The 17,558-nt window shown below is 69.7% G+C and carries 17 protein-coding genes (1 of these 17 running past the window's edge); 7 read left to right on the top strand and 10 right to left on the bottom strand.

Going from position 1 to position 17,558, the window contains the following annotated elements:
* Positions 1-270, bottom strand: the 5' portion of a protein-coding gene (locus PKE75_RS10445) for a hypothetical protein (protein WP_271168673.1). It extends 102 nt beyond the left edge of the window; the window shows 270 of its 372 coding nt (coding positions 1-270); it begins with the start codon at positions 268-270; its stop codon lies off the left edge, out of view.
* 198 nt (positions 271-468) lie between these two features.
* On the opposite strand from PKE75_RS10445, the gene PKE75_RS10440 reads away from it, so the two are divergent.
* The gene (locus PKE75_RS10440) at positions 469-1,710 is read left to right on the top strand and encodes an Hsp70 family protein (protein WP_271168672.1); all 1,242 of its coding nucleotides are present in this window, start codon (positions 469-471) and stop codon (positions 1,708-1,710) included.
* Positions 1,711-1,801: 91 nt separating this feature from the next.
* Here the strand turns inward: PKE75_RS10440 and PKE75_RS10435 are convergent, their stop codons facing one another.
* Positions 1,802-2,707 (bottom strand): LysR family transcriptional regulator, encoded by a 906-nt coding sequence (locus PKE75_RS10435; protein WP_271168671.1) that lies wholly within the window; start codon positions 2,705-2,707, stop codon positions 1,802-1,804.
* A gap of 87 nt (positions 2,708-2,794) precedes the next feature.
* Here PKE75_RS10435 and PKE75_RS10430 point away from each other — a divergent pair, with 87 nt between their 5' ends.
* Both PKE75_RS10430 and PKE75_RS10425 read left to right on the top strand, forming a co-directional pair.
* Positions 2,795-3,829 (top strand): aldo/keto reductase, encoded by a 1,035-nt coding sequence (locus tag PKE75_RS10430; protein WP_271168670.1) that lies wholly within the window; start codon positions 2,795-2,797, stop codon positions 3,827-3,829.
* 7 nt (positions 3,830-3,836) lie between these two features.
* Positions 3,837-5,021, top strand: a complete 1,185-nt coding sequence (locus PKE75_RS10425) for an MFS transporter (protein WP_271168669.1) — start codon at positions 3,837-3,839, stop codon at positions 5,019-5,021.
* A 54-nt stretch (positions 5,022-5,075) separates the two neighbouring features.
* Here PKE75_RS10425 and PKE75_RS10420 read toward each other — a convergent pair whose 3' ends face one another.
* The 4 genes from PKE75_RS10420 to PKE75_RS10405 are packed head-to-tail and all read right to left on the bottom strand — an operon-like array spanning position 5,076 to position 8,625.
* Entirely contained in the window at positions 5,076-5,948 is an 873-nt protein-coding gene (locus tag PKE75_RS10420) for an efflux RND transporter periplasmic adaptor subunit (RefSeq protein ID WP_271168668.1), read from the bottom strand.
* A 12-nt stretch (positions 5,949-5,960) separates the two neighbouring features.
* Positions 5,961-6,158 (bottom strand): DUF1656 domain-containing protein, encoded by a 198-nt coding sequence (locus PKE75_RS10415; protein WP_271168667.1) that lies wholly within the window; start codon positions 6,156-6,158, stop codon positions 5,961-5,963.
* Positions 6,155-8,173, bottom strand: coding sequence for an FUSC family protein (locus tag PKE75_RS10410; protein ID WP_271168666.1), 2,019 nt, complete (start codon positions 8,171-8,173; stop codon positions 6,155-6,157). The genes PKE75_RS10415 and PKE75_RS10410 overlap by 4 nt, the downstream gene beginning before the upstream one ends.
* A complete protein-coding gene (locus PKE75_RS10405) occupies positions 8,170-8,625 on the bottom strand; it encodes a MarR family winged helix-turn-helix transcriptional regulator (RefSeq protein WP_271168665.1) in 456 nt (151 codons plus the stop codon). The genes PKE75_RS10410 and PKE75_RS10405 overlap by 4 nt, the downstream gene beginning before the upstream one ends.
* Before the next feature lie 218 nt (positions 8,626-8,843).
* On the opposite strand from PKE75_RS10405, the gene PKE75_RS10400 reads away from it, so the two are divergent.
* The 3 genes from PKE75_RS10400 to PKE75_RS10390 are packed head-to-tail and all read left to right on the top strand — an operon-like array spanning position 8,844 to position 12,450.
* On the top strand, positions 8,844-9,869 hold the full coding sequence (locus PKE75_RS10400; RefSeq protein ID WP_271168664.1) for an extracellular solute-binding protein: 1,026 nt from the start codon (positions 8,844-8,846) through the stop codon (positions 9,867-9,869).
* Positions 9,866-11,425 (top strand): ABC transporter permease, encoded by a 1,560-nt coding sequence (locus PKE75_RS10395; RefSeq protein WP_271168663.1) that lies wholly within the window; start codon positions 9,866-9,868, stop codon positions 11,423-11,425. Before PKE75_RS10400 ends, PKE75_RS10395 begins: the two co-directional genes overlap by 4 nt.
* Positions 11,422-12,450, top strand: coding sequence for an ABC transporter ATP-binding protein (locus tag PKE75_RS10390; protein WP_271168662.1), 1,029 nt, complete (start codon positions 11,422-11,424; stop codon positions 12,448-12,450). The genes PKE75_RS10395 and PKE75_RS10390 overlap by 4 nt, the downstream gene beginning before the upstream one ends.
* A gap of 44 nt (positions 12,451-12,494) precedes the next feature.
* Here the strand turns inward: PKE75_RS10390 and PKE75_RS10385 are convergent, their stop codons facing one another.
* The 4 genes from PKE75_RS10385 to PKE75_RS10370 form a co-directional block, all read right to left on the bottom strand.
* Positions 12,495-13,925, bottom strand: coding sequence for a UdgX family uracil-DNA binding protein (locus tag PKE75_RS10385; protein ID WP_271169174.1), 1,431 nt, complete (start codon positions 13,923-13,925; stop codon positions 12,495-12,497).
* Positions 13,925-15,154 carry a putative DNA modification/repair radical SAM protein gene (locus tag PKE75_RS10380; protein WP_271168661.1) on the bottom strand — a complete coding sequence of 410 codons (1,230 nt, stop codon included), beginning with the start codon at positions 15,152-15,154 and terminating at the stop codon, positions 13,925-13,927. The genes PKE75_RS10385 and PKE75_RS10380 overlap by 1 nt, the downstream gene beginning before the upstream one ends.
* A gap of 265 nt (positions 15,155-15,419) precedes the next feature.
* On the bottom strand, positions 15,420-15,905 hold the full coding sequence (locus PKE75_RS10375; protein ID WP_271168660.1) for a peroxiredoxin: 486 nt from the start codon (positions 15,903-15,905) through the stop codon (positions 15,420-15,422).
* 48 nt (positions 15,906-15,953) lie between these two features.
* On the bottom strand, positions 15,954-16,796 hold the full coding sequence (locus PKE75_RS10370) for a protein-disulfide reductase DsbD domain-containing protein (protein WP_271168659.1): 843 nt from the start codon (positions 16,794-16,796) through the stop codon (positions 15,954-15,956).
* Between the two features lie 136 nt (positions 16,797-16,932).
* On the opposite strand from PKE75_RS10370, the gene PKE75_RS10365 reads away from it, so the two are divergent.
* Positions 16,933-17,556, top strand: a complete 624-nt coding sequence (locus tag PKE75_RS10365) for a YqgE/AlgH family protein (protein WP_271168658.1) — start codon at positions 16,933-16,935, stop codon at positions 17,554-17,556.
* Positions 17,557-17,558 lie beyond the last annotated feature (2 nt).

Below are 17,558 nucleotides of genomic sequence, written 5' to 3'. Positions count from 1 at the left end.
AGCCTCGTCCTTTCGAAAGCATGTGAGGTCGGAGCTGTATCTGCGGCGCTCCTTTTTCCATCCGGCGATCTCGCACTCGTAGCCCGAGAACTTGAGAGCTCCGCCGTAGAAGGTGATCGTGGCGAGCTTGTTGTCGACCTCTTTGGACGGGCGCGGCGAGCAACTCGGCGCCCATGTTCCCGAGAACGGGTCGTCGGCATAAGTCGGGCCAGCGAGGCACAAGAAGGACACGACGGCCGCGCAGGTCGCCAACGAGTGGACCGCTGTCATCGACGACTCTCGACTTCTATTGAGGCGACCTTCGGCGTCGAGAGGATACGACACGGAGCATAGGCGGGCGATACCCAGACCGTAACGATCGTCACGGCCGCCAGGTCCGTCGAGCCAGCAGGCTGCCCCGCGCATCGACGCGCCGACGTGAGACGGCTAGAAGACGCGGCCCTTTCTCCGTCCGAGATTTGATGCGCCATGACCGCCTGCGGCCTCGACTTCGGCACCTCCAACACGACGCTCGGCGTTTCGGGCTCGGGCGAACTCGCGCGGCTTGAGGGCGACGAGACCACAATCCCGAGCGCGATCTTCTTCGCGCCGGCCGCCGCCCCCAAGGTGGGGCGCGCGGCGATGTCGGCCTATCTCGACGGCGAGGCGGGGCGGCTGATGCGCAGCCTCAAATCCGTGCTCGGCGGCAGCCTTATCGATGAGGCCACGCAGGTGGGCCGCGAGCGGGTGAAGTTCCGCGAGGTCATCGCCCGCTACCTCGCCATCGTGAAGCGCCGCGCCGAGGCGGAGACCGGCCGGGAGCTCGACGCCGTCGTGCATGGCCGCCCGGTGCATTTCGTCGACGGCGACCCGGCGGGCGACGCACGCGCCGAAGACACGCTGCGCGAGATCGCGCTGTCGATCGGCTATCGCGACGTCTCGTTCCAGTTCGAGCCGGTGGCCGCCGCGCTCGACTACGAGCGCGCCGTGGCGCGCGAAGAGCTTGCGCTGATCGCCGACATCGGCGGCGGCACCTCGGATTTTTCCGTCGTCAGGATAGGGCCCGGTCGGCGCGGACGGGAGGACCGCAAGGACGACATCCTGGCCAATGACGGCGTGCGCGTCGGCGGCGTCGATTTCGACCGGCGCCTCAGCCTGGGCTCGGTGATGCCGCTGCTCGGCTTCCGCTCGGCCATGAAGCGGAAGGAGCTTGAGGTCCCGTCGGTCTATTTCCACGAGCTCGCCACCTGGTCGAGCATCAACAAGCTTTACGACGGCCGCTCGCTGCGCCAGATCCGCGAAGTGCGGCGCGAGGCCTCCCGGCCCGATCTCCTCGACCGGCTGATCCGCGTGATCGACGACGAGCGCGGCCATGGACTGGCGGCCGAGGTCGAGCACGCCAAGATCCGGCTGTCGGACGGCGACGAGACCGAACTGCCCCTCGATTTCGCGGAAGCGGGCCTCAAGGCGCCGATCCGGCGGCAGGCTTTCGAGGCTCACACAAGAGCGCTCGGCGAGAAGATCGCCGCGCACATCCGCCGCTGCCTGACGAGCGCCGGCGTCGGCCCCGACAAGATCGACGCGGTTTTCCTCACCGGCGGCTCGACCCGCATCCCGCATGTCCGCGCCGCGATCCTTGGCGAGGCGCCGGAGGCGCGCGTCGTCGAAGGCGATATCTTCGGCGCCGTCGGCGCGGGGCTCACCATAGAAGCGGGGCGGCGTTACGGCTGATCCGCCGCCGCGCTCACGATCGTCGCGCGCGGCGAGAAGCAGGATAGCTGGCGAGCCCGCGGGCCCGTTCGCGAGCGCGCATGTCGACGTCTCATCGCAGCCGGGTCGCGAGGAAATCGACGAAAGCTCGGATGCGCGCCGGCGTGGAGGCGCCGCCTACAAACACGGCGTGGATGAATTCCACGTCCCCCGGATTGAACTCCTCCAGTATTGGAACCAGCAGTCCCTCCGCGATCTCCTGCGCAACGCTGAAGGCGCCCACGCGGGCGACGCCGACGCCGATCGCCGCGAGTTGACCCAGCGTCTCTCCGTTGTTGGCTTCGATGCTGCCTTTGACGGTCATGGCGAAGTCGGAGCCCGAGCGGCGAAAAGGCCAGACCGGCTCCGCTCGGCGGAAGTTGAAATTCAGGCAGTTGTGCCGTTGCAGATCCTCCGGAACCCGCGGGGTTCCGAAGCGAAGAAGGTAGTCCGGCGAGGCCACGATCACGCGCCGGGTCTCTCCGAGCTTGCGCGCGGTCAGCGCGCTGTCGGAGAGGGGCCCGAAGCGCACCGCGATGTCGGCATGGCCGGCGGCGATGTCGACCAGCGTGTCGGTCAGCGCGATGTCGACGAGGATGTGAGGGAAAAGCGCCGCAAACTCTCCAAGCAGCGGGACGACGCATAGCCGCCCGTGGGAGAACGCGGCGCTCACTCTCAGGCGCCCGCGCGGCGCGCCCTGGTCGGCTATCTGCTGCTCGGCGTCGTCAAGATCGGCGAGGATCCGGCGCGCCGCGCGCAGATAGGCCTGACCCTCTGCGGTGATCGTCAAAGCGCGCGTCGAGCGAAGCAGGAGCCGCACGCCGAGCCGCGTCTCGATCCGGTCGACCGTCCGGCTGACCGCCGAAGGGCTGAGCCCCAGCAGGCGCGCCGCGGCGGAGAAGCTGCCCTGTTCGACGACGGCGACGAACATCGCCAGTGAATGGGCGCGGTCGGCGCCTGACACCATCTTTGCGTCCATCGCAAATATCCTCACCGCAAAGACAGGATAATTCCGCAGCCGGTCACCCTCTATCTATGCGCCAGAATATCAGCGGAAGAGCGGACCATGGAATATAGGCGACTGGGATCCTCGGGACTGCGCGTTCCGGTCCTGAGTTTCGGAACAGGCACCTTCGGCGGTCGAGGTCCGCTGTTCAGCGCATGGGGGCAGAGCGACGCGAGCGACGCACGACGGTTGATCGACATCTGTCTCGAAGCCGGCGTGACGCTGTTCGACACGGCGGACGTCTATTCCAGCGGCGCCTCGGAAGAGATCCTCGGCGAGGCGATCCGGGGACGCCGCGACGCCGTGCTGATCTCGACCAAGACAGGCCTGCCGACGGGAGACGGGCCTCAGGATTGGGGCGTGTCCCGGTCTCGGCTCATCCGCGCGGTCGACGCCTCCCTGAAGCGCCTCGGGGTCGATCACATCGATCTGCTCCAGCTTCACGCCTTCGACGCCTCGACCCCCGTCGAGGAGTTGATGAGCACGCTCGACCGGCTCATCGCCGCCGGCAAGCTCCGCTATGCCGGCGTTTCCAACTATCCCGGCTGGCAGTTGATGAAGGCGCAGGCCGCCGCCGATCGGCATGGCTGGCCCAGGCTCGTCGCGCATCAGGTCTATTACTCGCTGATCGGGCGCGCCTACGAGGCGGACCTCATGCCTCTGGGCCTCGATCAGGGCGTCGGCGCGCTGGTGTGGAGCCCGTTGGGCTGGGGGCGATTAACCGGCAAGATCGGCCGCAATCGGCCGGCGCCCGACGGCAGCCGCCTCCATGAAACGGAGCAGTTCGCCCCGCCTGTCGAGGCCGAACATCTGTATCGCGTGATCGACGCCATCGAGGCCGTGGCCGCCGAGACGGGCCGCACCGTGCCGCAGATCGCCCTCAACTGGCTGCTCCAGCGGCCGACCGTCTCATCGGTGATCATCGGCGCGCGCAACGAGGAGCAGTTGCGTCAGAATCTCGGCGCCGTCGGCTGGTCGCTGACCGCCGAGCAGATCGCCGCTCTCGATGCGGCCAGCGACGTGTTGCCGCCCTATCCCCATACGCCCTATCGGCAGCAGGAGGGCTTCGCCCGCCTGGCGCCGCGCGCAGTCTGAGGCCGTGATGAAGCTCAATCCAGGACTGGCCGCGCTGTCGGTCGGCGCTTTCGGCATCGGCGTGACGGAGTTCGCGCCGATGGGACTGTTGCCCTTGATCGCCGCCGATCTGGGCGTCTCGATCCCCGCAGCCGGTCTGCTGATCAGCGCCTACGCGCTGGGCGTGATGATCGGCGCGCCGCTGATGACGCTGACGACGGGCCGCGTTCCGCGGCGCGCGCTGCTCATCGGGCTCGCCGGGATCTTTACGCTCGGCAATATCCTCTCGGCCGTTTCCGACAGCTACGCGATGCTGATGGCGGCCCGCATCCTTACGTCATTCAATCACGGCGCATTCTTCGGCGTCGGATCGATCGTCGCCGCCGATCTGGCGCCGCCGCAGCGGCGAGCCGGCGCCGTCGCGGCGATGTTCATGGGGCTCACCATCGCCAACGTGGTCGGCGTACCGCTCGCGACCTGGGCGGGGGAGCATCTCGGCTGGCGCGCATCTTTCTGGGGCATCGCCGCGCTCGGCGTCATGACGATGACGGCGCTGCGGTTGACGTTGCCGAGGCTGCCCGCGCCGGATACGTCCAACGCGGCGGCCGAACTGCGTGCATTGATGCGCGGTCCGGTGCTCGGCGCGCTGGCTTTGACCGTCATCGCGTCGAGCGCGATGTTCACGGTCTTCACCTACATCGTTCCAATTCTGCGCGAGGCGACGCAGGCCTCGTCGACTTTCGTGACGGTCATGCTGTTCACTTACGGCGTGGGCCTGACCGCCGGAAACTGGCTGGGCGGCCGGTTCGCCGATCGGTCCGTCGACCGGACGCTGATCGTGACGCTGGGGTCACTTTCGGCGGTGCTGGTCGCCTTCGCACTGCTGATGGGCCATGCCGGCGCCAGCGCCGTGCTGATCTTCTTGTGGGGCATCGCGAGCTTCGCACTGGTCCCGCCGTTGCAGGTGCGGGTGATGTCGGAAGCGGCCGATGCGCCGAACCTCGCCTCTGCGGTCAATATTGGCGCGTTCAACCTCGGCAACGCGTTTGGCGCGGCCCTGGGAGGCGGCGTGATCGCCGCCGGGCTCGGCTATCCGGCGGTGGCGTTGGCGGGAGCCGCGACGTCGGCGATCGGTCTTGCCGCCCTCATCGTCGGCGCCCGTCGCCATGCCGCGATAACGGCGGCCCGCCTGTGTGAGGCCGACGGCCGATAGCGCTCCCGCGGAAAGGCCCCGCGACGGCCGTGACGAGCCGCGAGGCGCCGTCGATCAAGGCCCCGACGGCGTGACGACGACGGTCGCCGTGAGGCCGGCGGTCAGCCGGACGTCCGGCGGCACGTTCTCGAGCGCAATCCTCACCGGCACGCGCTGGGCGAGCCTGACCCAGGAAAAGCTCGGGTTGACGTTGGCCGTGAGGTCGGAGCCGAGCGCGTTGTCGCGGTCGACGATCGCGCGGGCGACGCTCTGGACCTTGCCCCTTATATCTTCGGAATGGCCCATCAGCCGCACGGTCGCGGCGTCGCCCTCGCGGATCAGGCGGACCTTGGTCTCCTCGAAATATCCGGCGACATAAAAGCTGTCGCTGTCCACGATCGCGATCACCGCCTTGCCTGCGGTGACGTAGTCGCCGGCCTTCAGCAGCAGGTTGGTGACGTAGCCGTTGACCGGCGAGCGCACCTCGCTGCGCTCCAGGTTCAGCTCGGCGGTCTGGCGTTGGGCGATCGCCTTGCGCAGGGCGGCGTCGGCGGCGTCGAGCGCGTTGTGCGCCTGCTCGCGGGCCTCCTCGGAGAGCGCCGCGGTCGTCAGCCTGTCGCGCCGTTCAGCCTCGCGGCGCTTCTGGTCGAGGTCGCTGGCGCGGCCGGCCTCGGTCGCCTTGGCGATGTCGAGGGCGAGCCTGAAGCGCGCCTGGTCGATCACGAACAGCACGTCGCCTTTGCGGACCTGCTGGTTGTCGCCGACCCTGAGGTCCGACACCGGTCCCGCCACGTCAGGCGCGAGCTGCACGACGTCGGCCCGCACGCGCCCGTCGCGGGTCCACGGCGTGTCGACATAGACGCGCCAGGCGTAGACGCCCGCCACGACCGCGAGCCCGACGGCGGCGAGCGTCACGACGACCCCAAGGCTCCGTTTGAGCGACGGCATATCAGCGGGACCTCATTTGAGGACGGCCATGACGGCCGCCAGGATCACGACGTAGATCGAGACGTTGAACAGCGCGGGATGCCAGATCGTCCGGTAGAAGCCGACGCGTTCGAGCAGGATGCGCAGCGGTTGCCAGACGACGGCCGCGATCGCGACGTAGCCGAGCAGCGGCGGCGCGAACACGCCGAAAAGATCGAGTTCCTTGATCATGCCGCGCGCTCCCGGGTCGCCGCGCCGAACATGCGGGGATGCTGGGCGAGGCTGGTGGAAAGCGAAGAGATCCACACCGGGGCTTCGTCGGCGCCGTGCTCGGGAGGCAGGTCGGCCGCGAGCGCAGCCTCGAGCGCCGTGTCCAGCTTGTCGAAGGGCGGGGCCGAGCTGTCGCCGCGGGCGAGACGCCGGAAATGGCGGGCGAGCTCGGCCAGCGCCTGGGCGACCGGCGCGCCGACGGCGGGCGGCAGGTCGCGCACGATCGCCCGAAGCGCGAGCCCGTTCAGCCCGACGCGGACGCCGGCGAGCGCTCCCTGCTCGAGCGCGAGCTGGTCCGGATCGCCGGGGTCGAGCCGCGTCATCAGGCCGTCCACACGGTCGAACATCCGGCTCTCGAAGGCGAGCCTGCTCGGGGCGCTGCGGCCTGCGAAGGCCTTGGCGAGGTCGGAGCGGACGCCGGCCGTCAGCCGGGCGATCGGCCACGCCGCCCCGATCGGGCGCAGCACTCGCAGCAGTACGGCCGCGACTCCGATGCCCAACAGCGTGGACACCGCGCTATTGGCGAATGTCGGGAAATCGGGCGTCATCACGTTGGTCAGGCCTATGAGCGTGAAGGCGCCCAACCCAAAGGCGAGGGCGGCCAGCGCGTATCGCGGGATCGCCATGACGTAGCCTGTCACGAGCAGGAAAGGCGCGAGCGCGAGGCCGAGCTCCTCGAAGCCCTCGAGATGAGGGAGGATGGCGAAGGCGTAGACCGCCGCGAGCAGGGTCCCCGCTGCGGTCATGACGAAGAACACGATCGCGGAGGACGCCGGGTCGTCCTGCTGGGCGAAAAGACTCATCATCACCGCCACCATGATCAGCGCGCCGGAACCTGCGTCCCAGCCCGTTTCGATCCAGAAGGCGCAGGTGACCGCGAGCGCGGCGAAGGCGGCCAATCCGGAGACCAGCGCAAGCGTGTGGTCGCGATAGCGGGCGAGCGTCGGTTCGCCGCTTTGGCTCGCGCTTTCCGCAGCGGTCGTCACGGCCTCGACGTCCAGGTCGTCGCGCAGCTCGACGATGTCGGCGACGCGCAGCAGTATGGTGCGTTCGAGCACCATGGCGCGGTCGGCCCGCATGGCGTCGACGTCCGGCGCCGCTGCCCGCAGCCTCCTGGCGGTCTCGTCCCGCGACGCCGGGGAGGCCCCCTTCGCCATGGTGTCGGCGGCGGCGTCCAGCAGTGGCTTCAGCCGCTCGAAATGGTCGGGCCGGTCGGCGCGCAGCAAATCGAGCCGGTCGTGGATCGAGACCAGCAGCGCCAGGAAGCCGACGATGCGCGCGTGCAGCAGACGGATGCGCCGGTTCGCCAACCGCACCGCGGCGCTGTCGAACGAGGCGTGGATCCGCAGTCCGTCGAGCTTGGTCACGCGCGTGATCAGCAGCCGGCGGTCGCGCTGGGCCTTCGGCTCGCCGCGGCCGCGGAGGGTGTCCGCCGCCCAGTCGGCGGCCGAGGCGACGGCCGCGGCGGTGGCGTCGCGGAGCGCGTCGGCGGCGCTCTTCGGGAAGAACACCTGGCTCAGCGTCGTCGCGCAAACAATGCCGATCAAGATTTCGGACGCGCGGTCGAGGGCTGCGAGGAACACCGCGTCGGGCGTCTCGACGTTCGGAAACGCGATGATCGCGACCGTGTAGCCCGACAGCATGGCGCCATAGGAGGCGGGCGCGTCGCGCAGATAGGTGGAGGCGGCGACGCAGAGCCCGATCCAGGCGGAGGCTGCGAGCGCGAAGATCTCGGGCTGGTCGTTCAGCCCGGCGGTCAGGGCGACGGCGACGACCGCGCCGATCATGGTGCCCGTGACGCGGTAGAGCGATTTCGACAGCGCCATGCCGGCGAGCGGCTGGGAGACGATCACCACCGTGATCATCGAGGTGGAGGCCTGCGGGAGGTTCACAAGGAAGGCGACATAGGCCGCGAGCAGCGCCGCGATCGTGGTGCGAAGCGCGAAGATCCAGCGATCCGCGGTGGTCGCGCTCATGGCCGGACGTCCGTGTTCTCGCGCGCGAGAATGTGCTCGAAGACGCGCTGGCAGGCTGCGACGTCCTGTTCGCTGACGCCCTCGACCAGGTCCGCGCAGGCTTTGCGCACCACCACCTGCAGGCGCTCGACAAGGTCGCGGCCGGCGGGGGTCAGATGCAGCGTCTTGGCGCGCCGGTCGGAGGGATCCTCGCGGCGCTCGACGAGCACTGCGGTCTCCAGCCTGTCGAGCAGGCGCACGAGCGACGGGCCCTCGATGCCGAGCGAGCGCGCGAGATCGTGCTGCCGCGCGCCGTCGCCGAGACGGCCGAGATGGATCAGCGGACGCCAGCTTGCGTCCGTCAGCCCCGACGAGGCCAGCGCTTCGTCCAGCGCCTTGCGCCAGCGGCGGGCGACGACGCCGAGCGCGTAGCCGAATTCAGTCGCCGGGTCGGGGGGAGAGCGATTGATCATGGCAAATTAGATAGGACGCTATCTAATAGGAGGCTAGTGGGATTCCGGAGGGAAGCTATGCGATTCCGCCTCCCGGCTCCGATCTGCGCGAACGGCCGGCCTGCGCCCCGATCCCGCGAAATGTCATGGCCTGCAACCGGCGCGCGCGGTTGACTTGGCGGCGGGTTGAGACTCCTTTCTCCTCTCGTCGAACGACGCCATTATTTGGAGTTATTCTAATGAAGAACTGCGATCGCCGTAGGTTTTTGCTTGCGGGCGCAGGGCTGGTCGGCGTCGCGTCGGCGCGCGGAATTTCGCCTCTCCGCGCCGCCGAGAACGAGACCTTGACGCTCTATAACGGCCAGCACGCCGAGACGACCGCCGCGATCGTCGAGGCCTTCACCCGCGAGACCGGTGTCCGCGTCGCGATCCGACGGGGCAACAGCGCGCAACTCGCCAACCAGATTCTGGAGGAAGGCGACGCCTCGCCGGCCGACGTGTTCTATTCCGAAGAGATCGCCCCCGTCTTGACGCTCGCCGCGCGCGGTCTGCTCTCGACGGCGAACCCTGACACGCTCAAGCAGATTCCGCCTCAGTTCGCAGCGAAGGACGGCGCCTGGATCGGCGTCAGCGCCCGCTGCCGGGTGGTCGCCTACAACACCGACATGATCAAGCTGGAGGCGCTGCCTTCGACCGTGATGGACTTCGCCAAGCCCGAATGGCGCGACAAGGTCGGCTTCGTGCCGACCAGCGGCGAGTTCCAGGCGCAGACGCTCACGATCGTGAAGATGAAGGGTCGCGACGCCGCGGTCGCCTGGCTGAAGGGCCTGAAGGACAACGGCCGGATATACAACGGCAACGTCGCGGCGGTGCAGGGCGTGCAGCGCGGCGAGGTTCCGGTCGCGCTCGTCAACAACTATTACTGGTTCCGCGTCGCCGAAGAGATCGGCGACGACAAGATGAAATGTCAGCTCTATTACATCGGCCACAAGGATCCGGGCGCGCTATTGACGCTGTCTCCGGCTGGAATACTGAAGTCCAGCAAGCGGCAGGACATCGCCCAGCGCTTCCTCGGCTTCCTCGTCAGCGCGGCGGGCCAGCAGGCGCTGGTCGATGCGGTGGCGGAATATCCGGTCCGGCCCGGCGTGACGTCGCCCTACGCGCTGAAGCCGATCGACGAGCTCGACCCGCCGGACATCACGCCCGAAGACATCGGCGACGCCGATCTGGCCCGGGCGCTCCGCCGCGAGGCCGGGCTCGCTTGAGCCTCGCGGTCGCGAGCAGCGGGCGACGACGCGACGCCGGGCCGCCGCTCTGGCTGTTGCTCGCGGCCGCGCTGCCGACGCTGCTGATCGCGCTGCCGCTCGCCTATGTCGCAGCGAGAGCATGGTCGGCCGGGCTCGCCGTCGCAGTCGAGGAGATTTTCCGCGCGCGCACCGCGGAGCTGCTGGTCAACACCGTGACGCTCGCGGTCTCGGTGACCGTTCTGTCGGCCGTGATCGGCGTCGCGACCGCATGGTGCGTCGAGCGCTCGGACCTGCCCGGCCTGCGCTGGTGGCGGGTGATCGCGGCGCTGCCGCTCGCGGTTCCGGCCTTCGTCGCGAGCTTCGCCTGGGCGTCGATGGGCGCGGCGTTCCAGACCATGGGCGGCGCGATCCTGATCCTCGCTCTGTCGCACTACCCGCTGGTCTACCTGCCGGTGGCGGCGGCGCTTCGCGGCATGGATCCGGGCTTCGAGGACGTCTCGCGGTCGCTCGGCCGCGGACCGTGGGCGGCGTTCTTCAGCGCGACGCTGCCGCAGGCGTGGCCTGCGCTCGGGGCCGGCTCGCTGCTGGTGCTGACCCACATGTTCGCGGAGTTCGGCGCGCTCTCGTTGCTGCGGGTGCAGACCTTCACCACCGCGATCTTCGATTCCTACGAGCTTGAATTCGATGGGGCGACCGCGGCGCTCCAATCCGCGGTGCTGCTGGCGCTGGCGCTTCCCGCCGCGCTCGGCGAAATGCGGCTTCGGAGGGACATGCGCTTCGCCCGCAGCGGCAAGGGCGGCAGGCGTCGCGCGCCGCCGGCGCGGCTCGGACGGGCGAAGGCGCCGGTTCTCGGCGCGATGGCTGCGCTCGCCGCGCTGTCGCTCGGCGCGCCGCTCGCGATGCTGGCCTATTGGCTGCTGGTGGGCCGGTCGATCGGCCACGCCAGCCATGATCTCTGGCCGGCGGTCGTCGGCACGCTCGGCCTGGCGGTGCCCGGCGCGATCGTGGTGACTGCGCTCGCGAGCCCGCTCGCGATCGCGGCGACGCGCCATCGCGGCATGCTGTCGGCGCTCGCCGAGAAGCTGCCATACGTCGTGCACGGCCTGCCCGGCCTCGTGGTGGCGCTCGCCCTCGTGTTCTTCTCGATCCGTTTCTTTCCCGCGGCCTATCAGACCGCCGGCCTGCTGTTCGCGGCCTACGCCGTGCTGTTCCTGCCGCTTGCGCAGTCCGCTCTGCGCGCCTCGCTGGAGCTGGCGCCGGCGCGGCTGGAGGAGGTGGCGCGCAGCCTCGGGCGCGGACCATTCGGGGCCTTCGCCGCCGTCACGCTGCCCAACGTGCTGCCGGGGGTCGGGGGCGCCCTCGCGCTGATCACGCTGGAGCTCGCCCGCGAGCTGACGGCGACGCTGATGCTGGCGCCGATCGGCGTCTCCACGCTTGCGACGGAGGTCTGGTCCCAGGCGAATGACGGGCGCTATGCGGCGGCGGCTCCGTTCGCGGCCTTGCTGGTCGCGGTCTCCGCGATCCCCGTCTATGTGTTCACCCGCCGCAGCCTCGAGCTCAACGACCTCCGATGACCAGCATCAGCGCCCGCGACGTGCGAAAGGCCCATGGCGGGAACGCCGTGCTGCGCGGCGTCGATCTGAAGGTGGCCGGCGGCGAGATCGCGGCGCTGCTCGGGCCTTCCGGCTGCGGCAAGACCACGCTGCTCAGGCTGATCGCGGGCTTCGACCGGCTCGACGGCGGCGAGATCGCGATCGACGGCCGCGTGGTGGCCGGCCCCGGCGCGCACCTGCCGCCGGAAAAGCGGCGCATCGGCTACGTGCCGCAGGAAGGCGCGCTGTTCCCGCATCTCACCGTCGCCGGCAATGTCGGATTCGGGCTGGCGCGGCGCGAGCGCACGAAGGCGCGCATCGACGAGACGCTCGGCCTCGTCGGCGTCTCGGAACTCGCGGGGCGCTACCCGCACGAACTCTCCGGCGGCCAGCAGCAGCGCGTTGCGCTCGCCCGCGCGCTCGCGCCGCGGCCGGGCGTCGTGGTGCTCGACGAACCGTTCAACGGCCTCGACCTCGACCTCCGCCGCGCGATCTCGACGGAGGTGGTCGCCACGCTCCGGCGGACCGGCGCCTCCGCCATCCTCGTCACCCACGACCCGGAGGAGGCCTTCGCGAGCGCCGACCTCGTCGCGGTGATGCATGAAGGACTGATCGCGCAGCAGGGAAACCCGCTTGCGGTCTATGCGACGCCTGCGAGCCCCGAGGTCGCGCGGATCACGGGGGCGGCCGTGTTTCTCGACGCGGTGATCCGCGACGGCTTCGCGGAGACCGTGATCGGCGCCATGCCGCTCGGCGCGGTCGCGGCCGGCGTCAACGGTCGCGCGAACGTCTGCCTGCGTCCGGAGCAGATCGTGGTCGGCGCTCTCCGCGGATGCGCCGCGACGGTGATCGACCGCAGCTTCCGCGGCGACCACTGCGTGCTCAACGTCGCCGTCGGCGATGTCCGCCTGCCGGTGCGCGCCCCCGCCGCCTTCGAGGCCGACGCCTCGGGCGTGGTGCATCTGGAAATCTCGGGCTCCTGCGTGGCGTTCCTGCCGCGGGGCTGAAACCCTCATGCCCGCGAAGGCGGGCATGAGGGCGATGGGGCGGCTCACGCCGCCTTCAGGAACGGCGCGGCCAGCTTCAGATCCTCGACGAAACGGGCGTATTCCTCGGCCTTGCGCGCCTCGTCCGGCACGCGCAGCAGATAGGACGGATGGACCGTCACCAGCACGTCCGGCTCGCCGTCGCGCTTCAGGATGGTCCCGCGGGTCTCGCCGATCTTGACCGCTTTGCCCATCACGGCGCGGGCCGCCGTCGCGCCCATCGCGACCACGAGGCGCGGGCTCACCGCCGTCATCTCGCGCTCGAGCCAGGGCCTGCAGGCCGCGATCTCGGTCGGACCGGGCGTCTTGTGCAGCCGGAACTTGCCGCGCGGCTCGAACTTGAAATGCTTGACCGCATTGGTGACGTAGACCTTGTCGCGTTCGAGCCCGGCCTCTTCCGCCGCGCGGTCGAACAGCGCGCCGGCGGGGCCAACGAATGGGCGGCCCTTCAGGTCCTCCTTGTCGCCGGGCTGCTCGCCCACCACCATGACGCCTGCGTCGTCCGGCCCCTCGCCGAACACGGCCTGCGTCGCGTCCGCCCAGAGCGGGCAGTTGCGGCAGCCGTCGACGTCCGCGCGCAGCGTCTCGATCGTCGAACGGTCGGAGGGCTGTAGAAGATCGGGCTGCTCCACCAGGCGGTGTCCTTTCTTCGGCTCGGTCGCGGGCGCGGCCACCATCGCTGCGGTCTGCCGCGCAGCCGAGGCGATCAGGGGACGAATGAGCGAAGCCTCCGGAAGGTTGCGCCAGTACTTCTTCGGCATCTCGGCGCGCATGGCGTCGACCTTCAGCCGCGCGGGGTTGAAGATGCTGGCGTAATAGGTCCGCCAAACCGCCTCGAGCGCGTCGCCGTCCGGGGCGTCGGCCCTCTCGGCGCCGGGCGCAAATGTGAGGTCGCGTCCGTCCCAATGCGCCGAGCGCTCCGGCGTCAGGATCGACCAGCGCATGGCGGCGAAGCGGCGCACGAAGAACGGGGCGGTCGCCTCGACGATGTGGTGCTCGGGCTCGAACCAGGCGACGAAATGGCCGCCCGCCTCGGTCGCGACCTCCCGGAAGCGCACGAAGGCGGTCATCTTGTGCTTGTCGCGGCGGACCGCTTTCGCGAGGTCGCGGGCGCGCACGAGGTCGGGGTCGGCGGCGTCCTCCATCACGCCGCGGTCTGCGGAGACGCGGACCAGCAGGCGGTAGAACAGGGCGAAGCGGCCGGGATCGCTGTGCAGCAGGCCGGCGTCGGCGAGTTCAAGGAACGCCCGGGGGACCGACGAGGGCGCCGTCCCGCCGCCGGCAAGGTCATGGTCCTGCTCGACGAACAGGTCGCCGGCTTCGTCGTCCGTCGCCCAGGAGATCGAGGCCGGCGGAACCTTCGCCGCCAGCAGCGCGCGGGCCGCCGTCCGCCAGCCGGCGACGTCGGCCGGTCCATCGAGCCGCACCCTCCTGATCACAGCGCGAACGCCATCTGCCGCGGCTGTGGCGCGATGCGATCCAGCAGCCGCTCGGAATCGAGCGCGGCGATCGAGGGAGTGTGGTCGGCGAGCTTCAGGAAGGGCAGCACCTTGCCGAGCGGAACCCTGAGCCGCGCAAGATCGTCGGCGCGGATCGCGCGGAACCGGCGGGTCGAGAGGATGCGCTCGACCGTGGTCTTGCCGAGGCCGGGCACGCGCAGCAGCGCTTCGCGGGACGCGGTCTTGATGTCCAGCGGAAAACGCTCGCGGTGGCGCAGCGCCCAGGCGAGCTTGGGGTCGATCCGCAGGTCGAGCATGCCGCCGTCCTCGGCGATCTCCGCGACCGAGAAGCCGTAGAACCGCATCAGCCAGTCCGCCTGATAGAGCCGGTGCTCGCGCACCAGCGGCGGCGCGCTGAGCGGCAGCTTGGCGCTCGCGTCCGGGATCGGGCTGAAGGCTGAGTAGTAGACCCGCTTCAGATTGTAGGAGCCGTAGAGGTTGGCCGAGGTCGTCAGGATCGCGCGGTCGTCGGAGGCGTCGGCGCCGATGATCATCTGCGTGCTCTGGCCCGCCGGCGCGAAGCGCGGCGCCCGGCGCTCGGCCTTGGCCTCTTCGATCCGGCCGCGCAGGCCCGCCATCGTGCGCTTGACCGCCTGGATGTCCTTCTCCGGCGCCAGCCGCCGCAGGCTCGCCTCGTTTGGCAGCTCGACATTGATCGACAGCCGGTCGGCGTAAAGGCCGGCCTCGGCGATCAGCTCGGGCGAGGCGTCCGGAATGGTCTTGAGGTGGATGTAGCCCTTGAAGCCGTGCTCGACGCGCAGGCTCTTCGCCACCCGCACCACCTGCTCCATCGTGTAGTCCGCGCTGCGGATGACGCCGGATGAGAGGAACAGGCCCTCGATGTAGTTCCGCCGGTAGAAGTCCAGCGTCAGCGTCACGACCTCCTCGACGGTGAAGCGGGCGCGCGCGACGTTGCTGGTCGCCCGGTTGACGCAATAGAGGCAGTCGAAGGCGCAGGCGTTGGTCAGCAGGATCTTCAGCAGAGAGATGCAGCGGCCGTCGGGGGCGTAGGAGTGGCAGATGCCGGCGCCTTCGGTCGAGCCGAGTCCCCGCGCCGGGCCGCCTTTCGCGCCCCTGGAATTGCGCTTGTCCGTCCCGCTCGATGCGCAGGACGCGTCGTATTTCGCGGCGTCGGCGAGGATTGCGAGTTTTCGGGCGATGTCCAAGGGCGGTTACGTTCCTGCTATGTTCCTTCGTAGCTAGAGAAGTACGGCGGGGGACGCAAACTGGATCAGGGTGATGACGGCGCGCGGATTTGTTCAGGGATGGAGCGATCTCCCCCACCGTCATTCCGGCCGAAGCGCCGGAATCCAGACGCGCGACCTGAGTTCAGCCTTGCATCGTTCGTGCGTCTGGGTCCCGGCGCTTCGGCCGGGACGACGGCGGCGATGAAGCCTCTGAATACGTAAAAGCGTCGGAAGCGGCGCTAGCTCAGAGCGACTCGAGCGTCTTCTCGGCGCTGGACTGGTCGGCCTTGCCCGGCGAGTCCTCGACCGCGAGGTAGGACACCTTCATGTCGTCGAGCACCATGGCGTAGCGCTTCGAGCGCACGCCGAGGCCGCCGCCGGAGGCGTCGAGGTCGAGGCCGATCGCCTTGGCGAAATCGGCGTTGCCGTCCGACAGGAACTCGATCTTGCCGGCGCCGCCGGTGGCCTTCGCCCAGGCGTCCATCACGAACACGTCGTTGACCGCGGTGACCGCGATCACCTCGACGCCCTTGGCGGCGAGGTCGTCGAGATGGTTGAGGTAGCCCGGCAGGTGGTTCTTGCTGCAGGTCGGCGTGAACGCGCCGGGAACGGCGAACAGAACCGCCTTCTTGCCGCCGAAGATTTCGTCGGCCATCACCGTTTCGGGACCCGTGGGGCCGAGGCGGCGGAAAGTCGTGTTGGGCAGGCGGGCGCCGACTTCGATCGTCATGGCCATCTCCACAAGGCGGCGCGGGCCGCGTGACGTCCGAGGCGAGACTTAAGGCGTCGGCGCCATGCCGTCGAGGGGCACGACGGTCTCCACGGCGTCACGGCCGGAGGCGAGCGTCAGGCGGAGGCCGCTCGCCGGCGGGTCGGGCTCGTCGAAGACGATGCGGAACGTCGCCTCGCCGTCCTTCGGCGCGTGCAGAAGCTTTGGGGACGGCGCGTATTCGCCGTCGCCGGTCTCTGCGAAAAGGTCCGGCGTCTTCGCGCCGTCGGGAACGGCGACCGCGACGTCGACCGCAGCGCCCGTCTCGCCGGCCGCGCGCGTGACGGAGGAAATGGCGAGCGGCCCCTTCGCGCCGAGCGGGGCGGCTTTCGGCGCAAGCGCGAGCGACGCCCGCGCGTCGTCGGTCGCAGGCCCGGGCGAGCCGCCGCCGGCGCCGAGCGTCAGTTCCGTTTCGGCGTGGACCGGCGCGCAGATCTTCTCGCAGACGCCGTAGTCGGCGACGAGGCGCAGCGTCACCGGCTGATCCGGAGCGCGCGGCCGCACCATGACCGGCAGCGTGACGGCCCGGTGATAGACGTTCGTGACGCCCTCCTCGTCCTCCGCCCGCTCCGGCGTCGGGAAGGCGAGTTTTACGGAGGCGACATTGTCGGAGCCGGAGAAGTCGAACCGGGGAGGAACGCCGGTCGCGCCGGGCTGACGCCAATAGGTCTTCCAGCCGGGCTGAAGCTCGATCGCGATCGCGGCGAGACGCTCGCCGTCGGCCGGCCCCGCGCCGGCGTCGACCAGCCGGAGCCTGCCGCCGAGGTCGCCGATCCAGGGCGACGTCGGTTCGGCGCGCGCGCCGGAGGCGAAGGCGAGGACGGCGATGACGGCGACGGTCGGTCTGAACATCAGGCGCACAACATAGGGTTTCGTCTCCCGGCACAACCGCACGGTGTCGTGACGAGGGGGCCTAGCGGCGCCCGGTCGCGGGCGGCGGCGCGGGACGCGTCTTTCAAAAGCCTTGGAGAGCGCTAATCTGAAGCGGATGCCGCAGATGCTCCGACAATACAAAGCGAACCGCAAAGATCGATCGGGGTATCTCGACGGCCAGGTGCTGGTCGCGATGCCGACGCTCGCCGACGACAGGTTCGCCCGCACCGTGATCTACGTCTGCGCGCACTCCTCCGAGGGCGCGATGGGCATCGTGGTCAACAAGCCCGCGCCGCATATCAGCTTTCCCGACCTGCTCGTGCAGCTCGACGTGATCAGCGCGGGCGAGGAGATCCGCCTGCCGGACCGGGCGAACGACATCCAGATCCTGCGCGGGGGGCCGGTCGAGTCGGGACGCGGCTTCGTGCTGCATTCCGCGGACTTCACGATCGAGGATTCGACGCTGCCGATCGACGACGGCATCTGCCTCACCGCGACGCTCGACATCCTGAAGGCGATCGCCCGCGGCGACGGCCCGGAGAAAGCCCTGCTCGCGCTTGGCTACGCCGGCTGGGCGCCGGGGCAGCTCGAGACCGAGATCCAGGCGAATGGCTGGCTCAACTGTCCGGCGGACAGGGCGCTGGTTTTCGGCGACGAGGCCGACACGAAGTACGAGCGCGCGCTCGCGAAGATCGGCATCGACCTCGGCAAGCTGTCCGGCGAAGCCGGACACGCGTAACG

The organism is Hansschlegelia plantiphila (genome assembly GCF_027922265.1).
Taxonomy (GTDB): Bacteria; Pseudomonadota; Alphaproteobacteria; order Rhizobiales; family Methylopilaceae; genus Methylopila; species Methylopila plantiphila.
Note: the sequence above shows the minus strand (reverse complement) of the source record. Positions and strands in the feature narration are given on the sequence as shown.

Bases quoted from the DNA above. Each gene is read 5' to 3' on its own strand.
- PKE75_RS10440 (WP_271168672.1), top strand. From the start codon at position 469: ATGACCGCCTGCGGCCTCGACTTCGGCACCTCCAACACGACGCTCGGC.
- PKE75_RS10435 (WP_271168671.1), bottom strand. From the start codon at position 2,707: ATGGACGCAAAGATGGTGTCAGGCGCCGACCGCGCCCATTCACTGGCG.
- PKE75_RS10430 (WP_271168670.1), top strand. From the start codon at position 2,795: ATGGAATATAGGCGACTGGGATCCTCGGGACTGCGCGTTCCGGTCCTG.
- PKE75_RS10425 (WP_271168669.1), top strand. From the start codon at position 3,837: ATGAAGCTCAATCCAGGACTGGCCGCGCTGTCGGTCGGCGCTTTCGGC.
- PKE75_RS10420 (WP_271168668.1), bottom strand. From the start codon at position 5,948: ATGCCGTCGCTCAAACGGAGCCTTGGGGTCGTCGTGACGCTCGCCGCC.
- PKE75_RS10415 (WP_271168667.1), bottom strand. From the start codon at position 6,158: ATGATCAAGGAACTCGATCTTTTCGGCGTGTTCGCGCCGCCGCTGCTC.
- PKE75_RS10410 (WP_271168666.1), bottom strand. From the start codon at position 8,173: ATGAGCGCGACCACCGCGGATCGCTGGATCTTCGCGCTTCGCACCACG.
- PKE75_RS10405 (WP_271168665.1), bottom strand. From the start codon at position 8,625: ATGATCAATCGCTCTCCCCCCGACCCGGCGACTGAATTCGGCTACGCG.
- PKE75_RS10400 (WP_271168664.1), top strand. From the start codon at position 8,844: ATGAAGAACTGCGATCGCCGTAGGTTTTTGCTTGCGGGCGCAGGGCTG.
- PKE75_RS10390 (WP_271168662.1), top strand. From the start codon at position 11,422: ATGACCAGCATCAGCGCCCGCGACGTGCGAAAGGCCCATGGCGGGAAC.
- PKE75_RS10375 (WP_271168660.1), bottom strand. From the start codon at position 15,905: ATGACGATCGAAGTCGGCGCCCGCCTGCCCAACACGACTTTCCGCCGC.
- PKE75_RS10370 (WP_271168659.1), bottom strand. From the start codon at position 16,796: ATGTTCAGACCGACCGTCGCCGTCATCGCCGTCCTCGCCTTCGCCTCC.
- PKE75_RS10365 (WP_271168658.1), top strand. From the start codon at position 16,933: ATGCCGCAGATGCTCCGACAATACAAAGCGAACCGCAAAGATCGATCG.